The following is a 19,722-nucleotide window of genomic DNA, read 5'->3' as shown; positions in this document are numbered from 1 at the left end:
CACCCCTGATAATATCTACCTCCAATATTAATTTAAAAGGTTCTCATACCAATCGGGGCCGGGCATGTATCAAGGGTGTGATAATAGAGTAAATTGCCAGGGTGACTTGCCTGCGGGCAGGTTGGCAAAGTGACATAAGGGCGCATAATCAGGCCCTTGACTCGCTAAAGGCATTTTATTATATCAAAAATAGGTAATTTAGGATTTCTAAACCTCCTTCGCTTCGCTCAGGACCTTCGGCAAAGGTTTTGATCCACCAGAACTTTGTAACCCGATATCTTGTTTTGAACCAGCCCCGATAATCAGACATATGCCAAAAACTACAGCCTGAATTGATAGGATAATTTCAGGAATATGATCCTATCAATAACCGAAAAATCATCATCGCTATCCCGATAATTGGAATTATAGGCCAGATATAAAGTCGAACCGGGGCTGAGTATATATCCCAGAAGGAAATTGCCGACATAAATATCCGAATAGTCGTTACCCTGCACGAATATTTTTGTGAAGGCGTTTTTGTTGAACTGGTATCCGATACGTAAAAGCCCGATCCACTGGCTGTATGTTTCGGGACCATGCTGGTATTCATACTGGCTGGCATGACTGACCGATGGCAAAATTTCCAGTTGCCGAATGGGATTCCAGCTGATACCCAGATTAAACTCCTTCTGCCAGACCGATCGGATATTCCAGTAATCGAGGGCTTTTCCCTCGGCATAGTAAACATTCGCGCCCAGGTAGCCGGTCGGATTGACACCCAAGTTCACCCCGAAAGCATAAAGATCGAAATATTCATTTTCCCAGAGTATTTCATCGATCGATGATGAGAATGTGAATCCGATATTCCTGTTGAGGTTAATATTCAGGTATGGAGAATAATTCCTCATTAATCTGCGGCCGTCGTAATCGTGCCGAACATATGTCGAAAAGGATGGAGTGATAGTCTGAAGGCTGTATTTGTTAATCTGCCATTCATAGTTTGCCGAAAATAAATGGGTGCGGTACGATAGGGGAGTGTAATACATATCAACTACCTGGGGCGTTACATAACCGGCCGCGGTGTAGAAATGTTTTTCGATAAAGCTATAGCGATAGGCGGCATTTATGTTGTACCTGTAAAAAGAGATTTTTGCCTGGCCAAGCCCACTCGGGCCGTCAAGTGTATCGGTATCACTCAATGCCAGTTGTCCGCTGAAGGTGAGAGGCGCCATTTTTATATTCCAGTCACCGGCGGCAACGATATTATTGTAGGCCGGCCGATCGACCGAGGTGACCATAAAGCCCATAAAAGACTGATCCATGATTTCACGTTCGACCCTGGCGACAAGGAAATTATCCTTGCTGTCGGAATAATCGACATTATCACGGGCGTAAAAGGCGGCAAAGCTGAATTTATCGATTTTACCGGTCATCCTGATACCGGCATCGGGGTCGGCAATACGGCGGCTGTAGAACAGGGTATATGGAGTCTGGAACAATTCCACCATTTCAAGGAAAAAGGGTCTTTTTTCCTGAAGGTAGAACTCGTAAGGCGTAAGATTGATATAATCATAATCGGCCTCGACCTGGCCGAAATCCGGATTTATCGTGGCATCAAAAATAATATTTGGCGCCGGGCCATATTTGATATCAGCCCCGCCATTAAATTCGTTGTATTTATCATTATTATCGGGGAAATCATCATAACGGTTGGTTATATACGGGGTGATATTGAGAATCATATCACCGCCAATAGAGCTCAGGCCATGAATCTCGGCCATTCGTTCCATCTGATTATTATCGGTCTTCCTGAATGGCACATAGGCATCCATTTCGTTTTTTCTTTTTATGAAGCGCAGAATTTGGGTCCTCCAGATAAGAGTATCCTGGTTCGGGAATCTTAAGGTTTTAAAGGGAATGGCCGCCTCGATCTGCCAGCCGAATTCGGTGAGTTTTCCGGCCGATGTCCAGACGCCATCCCAGCTTTCATCAGAACCGGTGGCCCATTGATTGCCATCAGCCTGGACTCCCAGCGGATTAATTATGAAATAGAACGAGGATTTTTTGTCATTGTAAGTATCAAATGAGAAAAACAGGAAATCATCCTCGCCGATATCTTCTCTTCGCCTTAAATTGGCGACGACTTTATCGGGTTCAGAGTCGTAACATCTGGCGGCAAAATAAAGGTTTTGACTATCATAGGCATAATAACAGATAGTGCTCTCGGTTGCCGGCGCTTCCATGTCAGGGCTATTTTGAGCCTGAATATTGTATGATGCACTTCTTGTCCAGCAAGGATCACTGAGAACCCCGTCAATTATCGGCGGCTGATCGATTTTGGTGATATTGATATTAAAATAATTAAGCGGCATTTTGCATAGATTGACCGAACCTGAATCAAGTACAGTCGCCATAGAAGGGAAGATACCGGTTAATAGCATGATTGTTATAAATGACGGAATAATAATTACGAATTGCATATAATTCTCCTTCTACTGGCGGCGCATTGTTTAGCAGGTATTTAGCAGGCAGAAACTATGCTGTCCATTCAAATACCGAAATCGCCCTTTATCCAAAAATGCATACTGTCCAGATTGTCGCAGAATACGATTGAAATCATATTTCACAGGAGCCACAACAATCAACACAGTTTTTGTTCGGCACACACTCGGCGGTGGGAAAACAGGGAATATTTATTCCCACGAGTAGCATATCATGCATGTTACAGGCCTCAATTATAAAGTCCATAACAATCCCTCCTGTTCTTAAAATCTTATGCTAATCAAGTTCATTTATGACAACGAAATTATGCCAGACCATGCATATATATGCCTCTATAAATTTGATATTGCCTTGACATCAGAAAATTGCTCATCATACAAGTTTTTATATAGGCTATTATTTTCGTAAAGGCTGCTGTGAGTTCCGGTATCAATAACCCGACCGCCATCGATAAGGATAATATGGTCGGCATCGGATATGGTCGACAGGCGATGAGAAATAATTATCGTGGTTCGATTATCAAATAGTCGTGCCATTGCCTTCTTCACATAAGCTTCCGATTGGCTGTCCAGGGAGGAAGTCGCTTCATCGAGAATAAGAATACGCGGGTCTTTAAGAAAGACCCGGGCCAGGGCGATCCGTTGCCGTTCGCCGCCTGATATGAGGGCGCCGCGTTCGCCGATTTTGGTTTCGTATTTTTCGGGCAAATTCATGATGAAGTCGTGGGCGTAAGCGGCTCTGGCCGCCTCGACGGCTTCCCGGTTGGTGGCATGGGGTCGAGCCAGTTTGATGTTTTCCATTATACTGTATCCGAACAGGAAGGTTTCCTGGGTAACCAACCCGATATTCCCTCGCAGATATTTGAGATCAAAGTTGCGAATGTCGCAGCCATCGATTAATATTTCGCCTTTCTGGTAATCGTAAAATCTGAATAGAAGATTGACTATAGAGCTTTTTCCGACCCCACTGCGCCCGATAATGGCAGTGATTTTACCGGCCGGGGCGACAAAACAAATGTCATCCAGTATTTGGGCACCATTGGGCGACTGGCTGTAAATAAAATCGACATTTTTAAATTCGATATTGCCTTTGGAGATAAGGGCATTTTTATTCACGGTCGGTGTTGGTTGGGAAACTTCCGGTTGAATATCCATAATTTCAAATACTCTTCTGGCGCAGGTCAGGGAATTTTGAACATTGACATTTATATTTGAGATACTTCCGAGTGGCGAGAATAAATAACCCATAAAGGCATTAAAAGCGATCAGGCCGCCCAGGGTAAGATGGCCATAGATTATTTCAAGAATACCAACCCACAACACCAGCACCGGCCCCAGCGCACTTATGAACCCGGCTGTCAGGGTGGCTATGGTACCCATCATGCTGGAACGGAATTCCCTTTTTATTGCGGTTTTAAGAACCGAGAGCATGGCTATGGTGTCATATCTTTCGGCAATAAAGGCTTTGATAACGCCAATTCCCGAAAGGTGTTCCTGAAGAAATTTGTAAACATTGGCGTACGCCTCGCGGTTTTCCTCGACCAGCCGTCGGACTTTTTTATTAAAGGCGAACAAGGCAATCAGGTAGAAGGGAAGAATGGCGGTCGCGATTAAAGCCAGCTTGACGTTCAGCCAATAGACCATGGTAATACCGACCATAAAAGTCAGGATGTTCCGTAGAAGCGTCAGGAAAGTCTCCGCGAATAGCCCCTGGATCCCTTCCACATCGCCGCTTACGCGGGAGATAAGATATCCAGTCTGTTTTTTATGAAAAAAATCGATTGACAGCCGCATGACATGTTCGTACAAACGACATTTTAAATCTGTCACCACGCGTAATCGGAAGACAGTCAGGAAATACCTCTCGAGTAAAGAAGAAAGTATTCTGAGTATGATGACAACAATAAGCCCGCCACAGATAAGACCAACAAGATGAGCCTTGTCGGGAGAGATCAATTCATCGATTATATACATGGTCAGAAGAGGCATAGGCATTTGCAGGAGAATCGCGAAGGCCATTGTCAAACCGGCCATGATAACTTTGCCTTTATATTTTAATAAATAGGGAAGAAGGCGTTTTATTTGAATTGTTACGTCCTTTTTATACTGTATCATTTTAGCCTTACTTTCGCACAAATATTTGGATGTTTTCCTGGTGTCTTAAGCCGATGTCGATAAGTTTAAATATATTGGTACAGCGCGGTAATGTCAATATTCGATAGAAGTAAGTGGCGGTTTTATATGAATCGGCCATATTGAATATCATATCCTTTAAATTATCCCCGCAAGAGCTGAAAGGAACGATGTTTCAGTTCATGTGTTAAACTCTATGAGACCAACGGTTATCCTTGAGTCGGTGTACATGAACACCCTGCAACAGTATTACAACCGCTGTTGCAGGCACATAGCTGGACACAATTGGTATCGGTACAGGGAATATTTATTCCAATGAAACCAATTGACATTTCCTGCATGTTCTGAGGTTCAATCATAAAGTCCATAGCCTCACCTCCTTTGGAAACAGTCCCGGCAACAGCCCTTGCGGGTAATTAGTTGAAATGAACATTATTCTTGTCCTGCAGATTATTCAAACGCCGACAGCCGCTCTGTAAGATTCTTTATTTAATCGGGCCCTGCGCTTTTCGGATCTTCTCCGGTTTTGCAATTTTCGCTTTTCGGCGGCTCGCTGTTGGTCGATCAGATGATTTTTATAAAGCATTTTCAGGTTCTCGATGGTCATGGATTCGCTGTTGATAGTGCTGCATATTTCATTATTTTTACTGCAAAGCGTGTCGAATCCGCATCCCCCCATACAAAGGGGTAATATCCGGCATTTTCTGCAGATATCTTTATTATAGGTGTCTCTAAGAAGCCATCGGGCCATAAGCGGAACATTGACCTCGACTTTGCCGTCAGGATTGATTTTACCAATACGATGTTCATCGTCGAAAGCTACGGTACATTTGTGGATGTAACATTTGGGATCAATCACAAAATGATTGGCATAATCGGCCTCACAGTAACCTGCCTGGGGGGAATAATTACTGACCAGCACTTTAAAACCAAAATCCTGAGCTTTATTCTGCAATATCATATAATCAAGACGCTTATCGCCCCGGGTGACATAGGTCTTCTTGGATGGTTCGTTTTTATCCCACCATTTCGGTGAGGGGAAAGCCTGCCGAAAATATATTTCTGATTTTGATCGAACGTTAGGCGGTATCAATGGAAATAACTCCGGAATCCGAACAAAACTGGCATGATCGAAGTTAACCCTGATTTTGACATCAACATCAGGTATCATGTTGCATAAGTGGGTAAGATTGTTCATTATTCTGGCGAAAGTCGGCCTGCCGTCGATAAGGACTCTTCTTTTATCATGAGTCTCCGGCGGGCCATCAATGGTAATCTGATATATTTTAATTGAGAGTTCCTTAATCTGCTCGATTCTCTTCGGGGTCAAATAATATCCGTTGGTGGTAATACCGGCCTTATAACGGACCTGCCGGCGTTTACAAAGTCTTTTAAACTCGCGGGTAAGGTTGTCCATCACATCGAATGCCATCAGCGGCTCACCCCCGAACCAGGAAACATCAAAAACCACTGATCCTTTCAGCTTCTGATCTACCCACGAACATAAGGCCTCCTGATTTTCGGGCGGCATTTTCCCTTTCTCGAAGTTTTCATAACAATAGGCGCAGCGAAAGTTGCAGTCCAGAGTCGGCATGATGGTCAAGTGGAAAGTTTCACTGGTATATTTGAGTCGATTGGCCCGGAATTTGATTATTTCAAATTCATCATAGTCTTCGTCAATCACGAATTGAGCCTTTTTGGCGGCTTCGAGAATCCGGCTGTCTCTGTCATTGCCGACTTTGAATTCGGCCGGGCTATTCAGCAGTCTGATTACTGTTTCATAATCATCATCTTTGATTCTGGCAAATGCTCCGGTCATGGCATTGAAGGCCAGATGGGTACCGTCATCCAGATCAAAGATGAAATTATAGTACGATGGTTTTAAGCCGACGGACATATTTGCCTCCCGGTGGATAATAATTGGTCCACGCCATTTTAATTGCCTTCTGGCAATCTCATGGAAGACAGTCAGATTGTAATGCTTAATCCCGGTGTGATCGACAGTCTCACATCAGCACTTATGCTGTCCGGTCAACTGATGTAAAACTCAAAAGAAGCAGATGCGATACATCCATGATATTGTATCATTGAACATCTATAAACAAATAACATAATCAGCTATAAGAAAAAGGCCCGTGGATAAAAAAGGCTATTATTCCCTGGAGGCCTTCCCCTCGTTAATATTGATTTTGCCGTACCCGGTTATCATATTTATCTCCGGCCCGCCACGCCCCATCTTGACAACACAAAAATCGCTCTTGAAGGTATCCTCCTTGTGATACCTTTCGGTATATGATTCGGTGCATTTGAAGGGAATTAAAATATGTCCTTCATCTTCGTTTTTTATAATTGTCAGTTTGAAATTGTCGCCAAAGTCCTCAACGGCCAGGTAGGTATCGGCAGTGGTCGAAGCCGTATTGGTCTTTTTGGAAGGGAGATATGGCAATTCGATTAATATATGGCCGCCCGATGATACCATATTGGCATATTCTTTGATTTCGCAATTTTCCAAATTTATTGGTCCGGAACTGGTCGTCAGGTCCATCTCGGTCGATTTCACCGAACCGATTGCTATAGAGCCTGTGGCGGCGTGGCATTTAATGAAATCAGCGTCGACATCATGAATTTCAATCGACTGGTAACCGCTGAAGCAATCGATCATTTCCACAATCAGATTCTGAGGAATGGTAATATCCAGGGTGGTATGACCGACCGGGTCTTTCACATCGCATTTTTCTTCAATAAACAATTCTCCCCGCGCGGAATCAATGTCGAGTGAAATTATATCCGGTTTTTCCATTTTATTTATGTAATGGAAAATTATTTTATCTCCGTCACCGGAATGGATATTTATTTCGCCGGTCATGGCTTTGATATTTATGGAATGAATATCGGCGAATTCATAAGTTTTTTCAAGATCAACGGCCATGATAGAACCTGCAAATAGTATTATAAATGAAGATATTATTATCGAATTATTAATATTATGTCTCATTATTCCTCCCAACAATAAATTACCTTCAGTCGAAATTGAATACTAAACCTGCATGGATATGCGCTGTTTAATTCGCATTACCCCGACGATTAATTCCGGTCTATTAAATTTAAAGGCTAAGCGATGGTGACAACCAAGGAGGATTTGCCTTGTTCAATTTAGTAATACTATTATATAATTTAAAAAGCGCTTGTCAAGGGATAATTTAAGATTCTTTAAAATCCAAAGACCAATATAAAGTGGACCCTGTTTGGGTAAAGTCAGTTAAGGATACCTGCTGATTGTATCTGTCGTGATTGTCAGTATTTCATCCACAAAGAAAATGATTAAGGAAAATATTCTTGTTGCATCCGTCGTATTAAACCTTGTATATAGATTATAGGAAGAGAGTCCATTGGCAGACCGGCATTTGTTGGTGGCTGGATATCGTATTGTGGCGCACTCTCATCCACAGGCAAATCTTTGAAAGGAGACAATGATGAAGACTGCCGGGATTGTCATCGGTATAATTGTCCTGCTTATCCTGATCGTCGGCGGCTGGGTCTGGTCCGGTCGCGGGGGATTAATCGATCGTTCGCAGGCTGTTGATGAAAAATGGGCGCAAGTGCAGAATGTCTATCAACGTCGGTTTGACCTTGTTCCGAATCTGGTGGCCGGTGTGGACAATTTCATGCAGCGGCAGCAGACAACTCTGACCGAAGTCATAGCTATGCGACAGCGGGTAATTGAACTTAAAGAATCAGCCGAATCCGCTCTGGGAAGCCGGAATCCGGCGCTCCTTGATTCGCTGGCAGGTCAACTATCGCGGCAGTTGAATTCATTTATCAACGTAGTCGTAGAGAAGTATCCGGAAATTAAAGGGGACCAGTTATATTCTGACCTGATGGTACAGCTTGAAGGAACCGAAAACCGCATTGCCCAGGAACGGCGAGTATTCAACGAAGTGGTTCGCGAGTACAATACGTACCGGCAAAAAGGTATCCAGGCTTTGATTGCAGGTGCCATATTCGGATTTCCTTATGAAAAAGAATTTTTTGCGGCCCAGCCGGATGCTCAGACAGCGCCCAGCGTGAAAGATGCCTTTAATAATAAGTAAAACGGATAGCGTCCGGTGAAGAAACTCCTTTATATAATAGCGGTTCTCCTGGCCTTTGAATTTCTGGCCGCTTCTGAACTCCCTGATTATCGCGGTCCGGTCAATGACCGGGCTGGAGTTCTCAACCGTGATCAAATTGAGCAGTTGGATGCGAAAATCCTTGCTTATAGAAAGCTAACCGGAAATGAGATAGGGGTTTTGATTATTCCGACTATCGGTAACCGATCCCTTGAGGATTACGCCCACGATGTTTTGCGTGCCTGGGAAATCGGCAAAAAAGATAAGGATAATGGGGTTCTTTTCCTGGCGGCTATTCAGGAGAGGAAAGCCCGGATTGAGGTCGGATATGGACTTGAAGGAACCCTGACCGATCTGGAATGTGGTCGTCTGGTAAACAGAAATTCTCCAATGGCGCAGAATTTCCGTAACGACGATTACGCCGCCGGTATAGGGGCTGTCCTTGATGGCATTGTGGAAGCGATCGGTGGTGATTATGACCCGCCCGAACCGAAAAACGGCGGCGAAGATATATTATCTCTGATATTTCCTTTCGTTTTTTTCGTGATGTTTATAATAATTGCGATCTTCCGCCGAAAGGGGATTATCAGCCGCACATTCGGCGGGCCGTTTTCAGGCGGATTCGGCGGTGGTTCATTCGGTGGCGGGAGTAGTGGCGGTGGCGGCGGTTTCAGTTTCGGTGGCGGTTCATCCGGGGGCGGCGGCGCCAGCGGCGGTTGGTAGGAGTAGGACAGGATATGGCAACACTCGTCGATAAATATTTTTCTCAAGCTGATTTCGATGTTATCGAGGCGGCCGTGATAAAAGCTGAGTCATCCACCAGCGGCGAAATAGCGGTCGAGCTGGCCTCTCATTCCCGGAACTGGGAAATGGAGCGGATAATACATGCTCTTGTATTCACGCTTATTTGCATGGCTGTGGCTTTATATCTTACTCGTGAAAACAATTGGGGCATTTACTATAACAGCACTCAGACAATTCTCTGGGGCGGAATCGGCTTTCTGGTCGCGTATTTCGGCTGGGGAAGATTCCTGAGGCGGGTCGGTCGCAGGCGCCGAATTGTCTGGAATCGGGCGCTGAGCCGGTTCGGGAAATTGATCCCGATTAGGGGACTCGCCGGGATTTTGATTTTTGTGTCGCTGGATGAAAACCAGGCCGCGCTTGTGGCCGATAAGGGTATTGCATCCAAAGCGTCTCCGGACTTCTGGCACCAACAGCAGGCCATTCTCGTCCGGGCAATGAGTCAGGGCAAGCACTCCGAAGGAATCATCCAAACGATAGAATCAATTGCAGTTGAACTTGCCCGCCATTTCCCCGGAAAGAGTGAAGATTTAAACCAACTTCCGGATCGACCAGAAGATATTGACTGATTGCTCGCTCCGACGTTTTTTATTAGTCCTGTCTCCGACTGACCCGGGAAGTTTAACATCATCGACATAGGAATATCTAATCCATTAATATATTGAGTATGGAGCAATTCCCGCACCTCCAGCAATACCGGCATAACTTCATAAAATCGACTTAAAAGGTTGTGTTGTCAAATAATACCCGGTTGAGTCGAGGATAATATAATATTATGCGGGGCAACGTGTTGTCGATAAAACGGGAGGAGTTCAATAGGCGGATTGGAAGGCGTCTGGTGGCAATTGCCGAAAATCGTATATTGTGCCGATGATTTTAATAAAATGTATCAGTTTGTATCAATGGGTAAAAAATGGTTGCCATATGACAATATGTTATTATAATAGTATTGAAATTGTGTTAGGCCATACTAACCTTGTTTTATTACTGCTCGAAAGGGACAATATCATACCTCATATTTTGTTAAAGAAAAAGCCGGAAAAGGCATGACTGAAAAATAAACTTTGGCATATATGACGGTTTATGATATATTATTCCTTCAAATTCCATTATAAAGGAGCGTCCATGAAGTATTCAATCCTATTAATGGCAGTGGTGTTATCGCTATCAATGAATGTCGGCGCCGATGATTTTTACGACATTAATACCATTAATACCATTGAAATCACCTTTGAAGAATCGAACTGGGACGCCATACTGGATGTCTATTATGCGGCGGGCAATGAAGAACGCCTGGTCGGGACGGCCGTAATCAACGGTATTCAATTCGACAGCGTGGGCGTCCGTTACAAGGGCAACAGTACTTATCGGCCCAACCAGACAAAGAATCCCCTGAATATCAAGCTGGATCATATAATTGACGACCAGACTTATGACGGTTACGGGACGCTCAAGCTGGCTAATGTCTGGGATGATCCCAGTTTTATCCGGGAAACACTCAGCTATGAAATTGCCCGTAAATATATGCCGGCCAGTAAGGCCAATTATATCAAAGTGACAATAAATGGGACCTATATCGGGCTTTATACCAGTGTCCAGGATGTCGACAAATTTTTCGCCAGAAACAATGATCTCGATGACGATGGGGCGCGTTTCAAAGGGGTTCTCAGTGATGGATTGATGTCGAGCGTCAATATCTGGGGATACGAGGGTTCCAATCCCAGTCTTTATTATGATAATTTCGAGTTGGAATCGGATGAGGGCTGGGATGAAATGGTGAATTTTCTTGATGTCCTCAACAACAGCACCGCCAATGTCGATGAGGTTCTGAATGTCGACCGGCATTTGTGGATGATTGCCTTCGATATTCTCCTTGTCAATCTCGATGCCCCGGTCAATGTAGACCAGAATTATTACGTATTTCAGGATTATTCCAATCGGTTTAACCCTATTATATGGGATTTGAATATGTCGTTTGGCGGGTTTACCCAGTTGAGATCGACGGGAAACCTGTCAACAACCCAGATGAAGCAATTAAGCCCGCTGGTTCATTCCACCGACAGCCGATTTTCGATTCTTAACAAGGTCCTATCCAATACGACTTACAAGAAGATGTATCTGGCTCATTTGAAGACTATGGTCGATGAGAATTTCGCCAATAGTTGGTACGAAACCAGGGGCGGGGAATTGCAAGACATAATCGCAACCGAAGTTCAAAACGATCCGAACAAATTTTTCACATACAGCGCCTTTTTAACCAATCTGACCAGTTCCGCCGGTAATAAAATTGGGATTACGCAATTGATGGATGCGAGGGTCAGTTATTTGAGCGGGCAGACTTTCTATACCGCAACACCCCCTACGATAACCAATATCCTGCATTCCCCGGAAACGGTCCTGAACGGAACCACCATAGCGATTACAGCCACGGCAACCAACATGACATCGGTGCTATTGGGTTATCATCAGAACAACGGGCAGGCGTTTACGGTGGTTTCCATGTATGATGACGGCGCTCATGGTGACGGCGCGGCAAGCGACGGTGTTTATGGCGCTTATGTCGATGTCAACGGCGGCGATATTATGTACTATATCTACGCCGAAAACAGCAATGTCGGTATCTTTTCTCCGGCTCGAGCGGAGTTTGAATATTATACCATAACGGTATCCTCGAGCGGCGATAATCCAATCAGGATTAATGAATTCATGGCGGACAATGACAATATCATTGCCGACCAGGACAGTGAGTATGATGACTGGATTGAGTTGTATAACAGCGCCGACACGGCCATTTCGCTGAATGGACATTACCTGACCGATGATGATGCCGATCTGACCCAGTGGACTTTCCCGGATACCTCGATCGCAGGTAATGGCTATCTGCTTATCTGGGCCGACGACAATGAGGAGCAGGTGGGATTGCACGCCAATTTCAAGCTGTCGGCTTCCGGGGAATCGATTATTCTATCGGAACCGGACCAGACGATAATCGATGAGGTTACCTTCGGGGAACAGACGACGGATATATCCTACGGTCGCTATCCTGATGGAGCGGAGAACTGGCAATTTTTCAGCACTCCGACCCCCGAGGCCTCGAATACGGTGGCGGTCAACCAGAACCCTGTAATCGAGTGGATGATGCGGATACCGGAGATTGTCACCGATGATGATTCGGTGTATGTAGTCGCGAAGGTAACCGACGAGAGTGCGGTAGCGCTGGTCAATCTCACTTATATCATTAATTCCAGCCAGGCGACCGAGGCGATGCTTGACAACGGACTAAACCAGGATTCGCTGTCGGGAGATAATATATACGGTTTTGCGATTCCACCTCAGGTCTCGGGGACGGTGGTGGAATATTATGTGACGGCCCAGGATGATTCGGGGGCGACGGTGACAGATCCGACCGATCCGGGGACCCAGCGTTATTCCTATGAAGTCGGAGCCATGGCCTTACCGCTGTATATCAACGAATTCATGGCAGACAATGAGTCGGCTTTTGAGGATCCCGATGAAAGCGGTACTTATCCCGACTGGATTGAAATCTATAATGCCGGAACCAGCAGTATCGATATGGGCGGTATGTATATGTCCGACGATCTGGAGAATCCAACCAAATGGCAGATTCCAACGGGCGTGACGATCGAGGCCGGCGGATACCTGGTGTTTCTGGCTGATGAAGATGAGGAGCAGGGGGATTTGCATACCGGTTTCAAACTCGGTGCCTCCGGGGAAGCTGTCGGGCTTTTTGATATTGATGTCAATAACAATGTTACGATTGATACCGTGACTTTTGGCGAGCAGAAGGTTGATACCACATATGGCCGCTGCCCCGATGGCAATGATACCTGGGTTTTCATGGGTGTTATAACCCCGGGTTCTGCTAACAACTGCTTTATCTGCGGTGATGCCAACGGTAACGGAAGTGTCAATATACTGGATGTGACCTTCCTGATCAATTACTTGTACAGGGGAGGCCCGGCTCCGAATCCATCAGAAAGTGCCGATGTGAACAACTCCCTGTCGGTCAATATACTGGATGCCACCTATTTAATCAATTACCTGTACAGGGGCGGGCCGGCTCCAAATTGCCCATAAGGCGATCATAGATTTTTATCTATTAAAAAAGATTCCTGTCCATTTGAGGACAGGAACCTTTAGATTCTAAAGTTACGGTACGGGGAACAATGATACCGGGTCGCAGTGATTTTAATCCGGATATTACCGGTCGAATAAATGAAGATCATTGGACTATTGTTAAGGCGCGTTTTTTTACACTTTTTGCGGATTGGGTGAATTTCAGGTATAAAATTGGGCGCGGGATGACATCTAATGTCATAATAACAACTCCAACATGGCCAATTAGGGTTAAATTTGATACAATGAAGGGTGTAATGAGTATTTTGGTCTTGACAGATCCGAATTATTTTTTTTATTTTTATAATGAGGAAAGAAGATTGTCGGAAAGTGATTTGTATCCTTGTTGTATAATGCCCGACGTTTCTTAACCTGATAAACCGGCACCACGATTTAATCGGCCTGACTTCACGTTTTGAGAACAAGTGACTGATTTTTGGTGAAGTGGAGGTATACGCAACCGGCCGTTATATTTTTTTAAATCTCAATCTTTGGTGGATATTATTGTAGCAGTCCATGGCTGTTAATTCAGATAATATTAATTTTGCGGCGAACAGAGGTTTATAATTGTCATAACCCGCGCAATAGCAAAAAACCATGATTTACAGGAGTGATGGTTATGAGAAAACTGATCTTGTTGATTTTCCTGGTTGCATTTATGGCGGTGACTTTACCGTCGGCAGCAATTGCGGATCCTCCATGGAAACCGGATAACAATACGCCTGACGGAATGGATGGTGACGATCCGATCGGGGATCCACCCGTGGTACCGCCGTGGGATGATCCCTGGGGACCGGGAAGCAAACCGGTAGCCGGAATTGAGGATAATGGGAATTCTCCTGATAATTCCATCTGGTTCAGAACCGATTTGTTTTATTTAGTGATTAAAATACAGAATATCCGCCTGATAGTCATGAAATAAGTATTGGAAATCAAAATGATTTATCAGGAAAATGATTGCTAAGAAATTAGATAATCAACTGGACAAAATTCATCAGCTTCTGGAATCAAGACAGATTCAGGAGGCCCAGGTTGAATTATGTTCTGTCTCTATACAAAGCCTGAATCGGGATCAGGAGGCCTATTATTATCTCCTTTTGGCCGAATCAAAACTCTGGTTGGGCGATCTGGATATACAGGAATTACTCGAGCGAAGTCTGAATTATTATCTAACCAGCGGGGAGAACCGGCTTTTTGCCCGAGTCAAATATCTTTATGGCTGGTATCTGACATCGATTGGCGATTATCTGGCGGCCCGGGAGATGCTTCTTGAAGCCTATTTATATTTCCGGCGATACGAGGATCTGAAAAACGAATCGCTGGTATTGAGTCGCCTGTCATATGTTTTGTATCAGACAGGGGCGATCGATGATGCTGTCAGGAATCTGGAAAGATGTGTCGAGATCAACGAAAAATTGGACCGACCCGATAACGTTCAAACATTTTCCAGAAATATTGCAATTGTGTCGATTCGTTCCGGGGCATTACGGAAGGCTTTAAGTCAACTGGAGTTTCTCCGGAAAACAATTGAGAGGGCCAGCGAAAGTGATCGATACCAGTTTTACCTGATTTATGCCATAGCTCTGGGGCTTAATGGACAAATTGATGAAGCCTTGGAGGCGATTTCCCGGACAACCAGATTATCCCGGAAATATAAGCGCGAAAAGGCGCTTTATTATGAGTACCTGGGATGGATTTACAACCTGGCCGGCAATTATGAAAGAGCAGTAAAAGTTCTTAATGATGGCTTAACCCTGTCTATGAAGATTGCCCCGGAGTCGGCTCTTGTTTCGCAGATACAACGTCTTCTGGCCGATGCTTATCTGGGTCAGGGTGTTTACGATCTGGCTGAGAGGACGGCCGATGATGCTCTGGCGATGGCCGAAAATATTGGGGAACAGGCTGAAATTGCGGCCTGCTGGCGGGTTTTTGCGATTGTCGAACATAAGCGGGGGAATCGACGCCGGGCACGGCAGAATTATCGTAAAGCCATGAATTTATTCCAGATGATTAAGGCTTCCTATGAGCTGGCCGAAACCAGATTACTGGCGGCCGAATCGGACATGTACGATAACGGCGAAAGAGCTGCCATGATTTTTCTGGCCCGAGAATATTTTCAGGCGGAGGGATTGGTTGAGAAAGCCCGTCAGGCCAATCTTAAATTGAGCGAACTCCATTTTCCGGAAAAATCCTCGGGTTCCAACCGGAGCGGCAAGGCAGTGTTCATTGCCGTTGATTCCCAGATGTCTAAAATTGCCCGCATGGCCGAGAATATCGCGCGCTCGAATATTACCGTTTTCCTGACCGGGCCGACCGGATGTGGCAAAGATCAACTGGCCCTTTATATTCATGAATTTTCCGGTCGTAAGGGGAAATTTGTAACGGTCAACTGCGCGGCCATCCCGGATTCCATAATCGAGTCCGAATTGTTCGGCCATCGGGAGGGTGCGTTTACGGGCGCCACGCGCAACCGTCCGGGTTTATTCGCCGAAGCCGATGGAGGGACGCTTTATTTAAATGAGATTGCCGATGCGACTCCGGAGTTTCAGGCTAAATTACTTGAAGTTATTGAAACCAGGACCATTCGGCAACTGGGCGGAAATGCTCTGATCCCGGTAGATATTCGAATTATCGCGGCTACCAATCATGATCTGGAAAAATGGATGCGCTCGGGGAGATTCCGTCCCGACCTGTTTCATCGTCTGAACGAACTGCCGATAGCCCTGCCGCGTTTGAATAAAAGAAAAGATGATATCCCGGAACTGGTGAGATATTTTCTGGCCCGGAATAATGTTCATATCGACGATGATCACGATCGTGATTTCGATCAACTGATTAAAAAGATCGGTCAATATAACTGGCCCGGAAATGTCCGGGAATTGAAATCCGAGATCAACCGGCTTTGCCTGATGAGTAAAGGGGATATGGCGCAGATGGTTCGGCTGGCTCTTTCGGAGAAGATTTCTGAACGCGAAATGCTGATTAATGCCCTTGAAGAAACCGACTGGAATCGACTCAAGACCTCCCGGATTCTGGGAATCGCAGAAAGCTCGGTTCGCTATCGCATTAGAAAATATGGTTTGATCCGAAAAGACTGATCGCAATCATTCGCAAAAATCGTTTTCAATTCGCAGACTGCGATTAAATATTCGCAGTCCGCGATTTTTTTAATTCCACGGGTCACCCGTCTGATCACCGTGATCATATAAGTCATTGTAATTCAACAAAATAATTTATTATCCGAGCCTGCTCAAAATTGGTACATTTCTTGCTATAATAAAACTGAGCCTCCATGGCTCAGTTACTTGTTCTCCTTAGGTGGTTGAAGCAACACCGGGCTGGAAAACGGGGGTTGCCTACCATGCCGGTTGCTTTCTCCAGCCCGGTTGCCAAACCCCTGAATGATGGTTACCGGATTGGAAATCTGGTGGTAAATGTAATTGTGGGAGGATTTAAAAGAGGCAAGCGATGCGATTCTCCGCTTATCTCCTGATAAAGGTTCTTTAAGTATTTAAGAGGAGCGGTCCAGGAAACCCGATTTTGACTCATTTAGTACATGGCGATCGGGTTTCTCGCTCCTTTAAATTCGCCGGGATCAATCACTACCCCAAAAACCATCTTCTTTTTAAGCTGATACGCCGCCGGGCCGGAGTAAAAGAAACCAGGCAACTCGGAAGGTCATCTATTCAAGTCCGGCGGTATTTTTATTGATCCCATCTCATCATTTTAATCACGGCAGAGATACTCCAGCGCAGGGACAAGGTTTTGCGGCGGGGCGGTTCTATTGGGTGGTAAATATTCCAGCATCTTATTTTTTATTCGTTCGCAATCATTGCAGTTACCCGCTTCCGCCCAGTGATTACATAGATGGATAAAAGGGACATAGAGACTTCCGGCATACCAGAGGGACGGTTGTTCCAAGATTAGTGAGGAATCGGCAAAGCCGCTATATGTATATTTTTTCAGGAGATTTTCTTCCAGTAACTCCGGATTTAGTGGGGGATCAGTTATGGGAACCATTCGCAAGGTCAAACCCTCAAGACGGAGATAGGGGGTCAGGTAATCACGTTCCTGCAATGATATGCCGGTCGTCAGACAAATCGGTTTTTCCCAGCAGTTGTTCGTGATTATCTCCAGTAGTACCTGATCGGCAATAAGCAGATATTGGTCAGCAATATTGGGCCGGACATGGAGGATTACAGAATCCGGCAAAGCGGTTCCAACGGGCAAATCAAATTCGCCGGGATTTTCGGCGCCGGGAATGACAACGGCGGAATCCCGCCATTTAATCAAGTCATAGTTTCCGTTCGTATCATCATACGCGGATCCGATCAGGTCGGGATATCTCCCATGTATCTGCCGGATATACCATTTTAGGTTTAAAAGATAAATATTAATAACGGTGACATCGGTTCTTATTTTTTCCGCCTGCTGGAGATACCACACAGGCCAGGTGTCATTATCGCCCCCGACGACAAGCAGGCCATCGGGGGGGACGGAATTAAGAATGTTGGCGGCCATATCATGGGTGATAAAGTTATCGGCCTGATCGTGACTGCGGTAATTATGAAATAGAAGATAGGTTGGCGCCGCCAGAATAAATAAAAACAACAGCCGGGGAAGATTTTTCTTGAGGAAACCCCGGTCCCGAATTGCAGTCAGCGAGGACATCAAATACCCCGCACCGGAGGCAATAAAGAATGAGAAAATCAGGAATGAGGGCATATAATGACGATCCATACTGCGGAAAAAGTCGGCGGGAACATTAAAATATATAACCGCCCCCAGGCTGGTCAGCAGAAACATGGCTATCAGACCGGCGGCCAACCGGCGGTTTTTTACAATAATGAAGGCAATCCCGATAATACCGAAAAGAACTGGCAGGAAACCCAGGAATCCGAAGATCCCGTTAACGGGAATGAAATTGGCGGCAAAATCATTAAGATAATCCAATACCTGATCATTTAAAAAGTCTCCTTTGCGAGGCAGAATACCCAGCAGCCACCCGCCGCCATACTGCTTGAGCGATATATATTCATAAAAACGAGTCAGGTTGCTCGGATTATTGATATTAAGGAATGGATTTCGGGTTGCCATCGGGATCAAAACCAGATGAAAGGCGAGACCGGAAATCAAGCCCCCCAGGCCGACCAACCAGGTTTTCACTTTTTTCAATATCCTGGGACGGCGTAATAAAATCCAGACAGGTAAACCCGGCAGTAACAGCATATTGGTGCGGTGTATGCTGAAATCAAGGCCGAACAGGAGGGTAATGACAAACAGCCAGCCGAAGCTGTTTTTCGTATCAGCTTTCCGCCACCAGACCATCATGGCGAATAATATCAATGCCGTCATCATGACCGTCATGACATATGGGGTAAATTTGGCAGTATAAGACCACATGGTCGTGCTGAACGGCAGGATCAGAGTTGCGACGGCAATCGGCACTATGATCGACAATGTAATATTCCGATGTGGTGATTTGATTGGCATATATTGGGACGATGAAACTAATCTCACGCTCAAAAAACAAACCAAACCCGTGGTCAGGGAAGCCGCCAGACCGGCCAGTAGATTGAGAATAAAGATGGATGTAAAACCGATTGGGAGTTGCACCGCCAGCCATCCGATCAGAGTGGTTAGAAGCGAACCGGGCGGATGGTCGACACCAAGAGTGACCGCGGCCAGGGAATAACTTGAGTTATCCCACCAGGTGATGGTTCGGAAACAGGTTATCCAGAAAACAATAAGGGATACCGGGACGGGGGAGAGTATCGCCAGATTTCGAGTAATTCGTTCGAGTAATCCCTGGTGATTTTTGTATATTATTGCCATCCCCGGACCTCAATTATTTGATAAAACATCTCAATATCGTTCCAGTGATTTATAGTTAACGGGGCGGATTTGTCAAGTTTGAAACATGAAAAAAAGGAACCGCCCTAACGGCGGCTCCTTTTTTCGTAAATAAATCAGTACGATCAGGTTCCGGTGGTGCCGCATTTCGGCGCCGGACCACTCTTGTACAGGTAGTTGATCAGGTACGTCGCATCAAGAATGTT

The 19,722-nt window shown here is 45.3% G+C and carries 12 protein-coding genes; 7 read left to right on the top strand and 5 right to left on the bottom strand.

What is annotated here, in order from left to right; translation table 11 throughout:
• Positions 1–320 precede the first annotated feature (320 nt).
• From JXQ28_12545 to JXQ28_12530, 4 genes are all read right to left on the bottom strand, one after another.
• On the bottom strand, positions 321–2,462 hold the full coding sequence (locus JXQ28_12545; protein MBN2278561.1) for a hypothetical protein: 2,142 nt from the start codon (positions 2,460–2,462) through the stop codon (positions 321–323).
• A 354-nt stretch (positions 2,463–2,816) separates the two neighbouring features.
• Complete coding sequence (locus JXQ28_12540; GenBank protein MBN2278560.1) at positions 2,817–4,517, bottom strand: ABC transporter ATP-binding protein; 1,701 nt, start codon at positions 4,515–4,517, stop codon at positions 2,817–2,819.
• Positions 4,518–5,070: 553 nt separating this feature from the next.
• Positions 5,071–6,513: a radical SAM protein gene (locus tag JXQ28_12535; protein MBN2278559.1), complete on the bottom strand. Its 1,443-nt coding sequence runs from the start codon at positions 6,511–6,513 to the stop codon at positions 5,071–5,073.
• 255 nt (positions 6,514–6,768) lie between these two features.
• Positions 6,769–7,611, bottom strand: coding sequence for a DUF4097 family beta strand repeat protein (locus JXQ28_12530; GenBank protein ID MBN2278558.1), 843 nt, complete (start codon positions 7,609–7,611; stop codon positions 6,769–6,771).
• 475 nt (positions 7,612–8,086) lie between these two features.
• Here JXQ28_12530 and JXQ28_12525 point away from each other — a divergent pair, with 475 nt between their 5' ends.
• The 7 genes from JXQ28_12525 (at position 8,087) to JXQ28_12495 (ending at position 17,156) form a co-directional block, all read left to right on the top strand.
• A complete protein-coding gene (locus JXQ28_12525) occupies positions 8,087–8,707 on the top strand; it encodes a LemA family protein (GenBank protein ID MBN2278557.1) in 621 nt (206 codons plus the stop codon).
• 15 nt (positions 8,708–8,722) lie between these two features.
• Positions 8,723–9,448: a TPM domain-containing protein gene (locus JXQ28_12520; protein ID MBN2278556.1), complete on the top strand. Its 726-nt coding sequence runs from the start codon at positions 8,723–8,725 to the stop codon at positions 9,446–9,448.
• A gap of 14 nt (positions 9,449–9,462) precedes the next feature.
• Positions 9,463–10,095 (top strand): hypothetical protein, encoded by a 633-nt coding sequence (locus JXQ28_12515; GenBank protein ID MBN2278555.1) that lies wholly within the window; start codon positions 9,463–9,465, stop codon positions 10,093–10,095.
• A gap of 556 nt (positions 10,096–10,651) precedes the next feature.
• A complete protein-coding gene (locus JXQ28_12510; protein ID MBN2278554.1) occupies positions 10,652–13,624 on the top strand; it encodes a CotH kinase family protein in 2,973 nt (990 codons plus the stop codon).
• 658 nt (positions 13,625–14,282) lie between these two features.
• Positions 14,283–14,585: a hypothetical protein gene (locus JXQ28_12505; GenBank protein ID MBN2278553.1), complete on the top strand. Its 303-nt coding sequence runs from the start codon at positions 14,283–14,285 to the stop codon at positions 14,583–14,585.
• Positions 14,586–14,616: 31 nt separating this feature from the next.
• Positions 14,617–16,761 (top strand): sigma 54-interacting transcriptional regulator, encoded by a 2,145-nt coding sequence (locus tag JXQ28_12500; GenBank protein MBN2278552.1) that lies wholly within the window; start codon positions 14,617–14,619, stop codon positions 16,759–16,761.
• 194 nt (positions 16,762–16,955) lie between these two features.
• Positions 16,956–17,156: a hypothetical protein gene (locus tag JXQ28_12495; protein MBN2278551.1), complete on the top strand. Its 201-nt coding sequence runs from the start codon at positions 16,956–16,958 to the stop codon at positions 17,154–17,156.
• Between the two features lie 233 nt (positions 17,157–17,389).
• Here JXQ28_12495 and JXQ28_12490 read toward each other — a convergent pair whose 3' ends face one another.
• Positions 17,390–19,498: a DUF2723 domain-containing protein gene (locus tag JXQ28_12490; GenBank protein ID MBN2278550.1), complete on the bottom strand. Its 2,109-nt coding sequence runs from the start codon at positions 19,496–19,498 to the stop codon at positions 17,390–17,392.
• Positions 19,499–19,722: the final 224 nt, after the last annotated feature.

It is taken from the genome of Candidatus Zixiibacteriota bacterium (genome assembly GCA_016933955.1).
Taxonomy (GTDB): domain Bacteria; phylum Zixibacteria; class MSB-5A5; order GN15; family PGXB01; genus JAFGTT01.
This window is presented reverse-complemented; position numbering and strand designations above follow the sequence as displayed.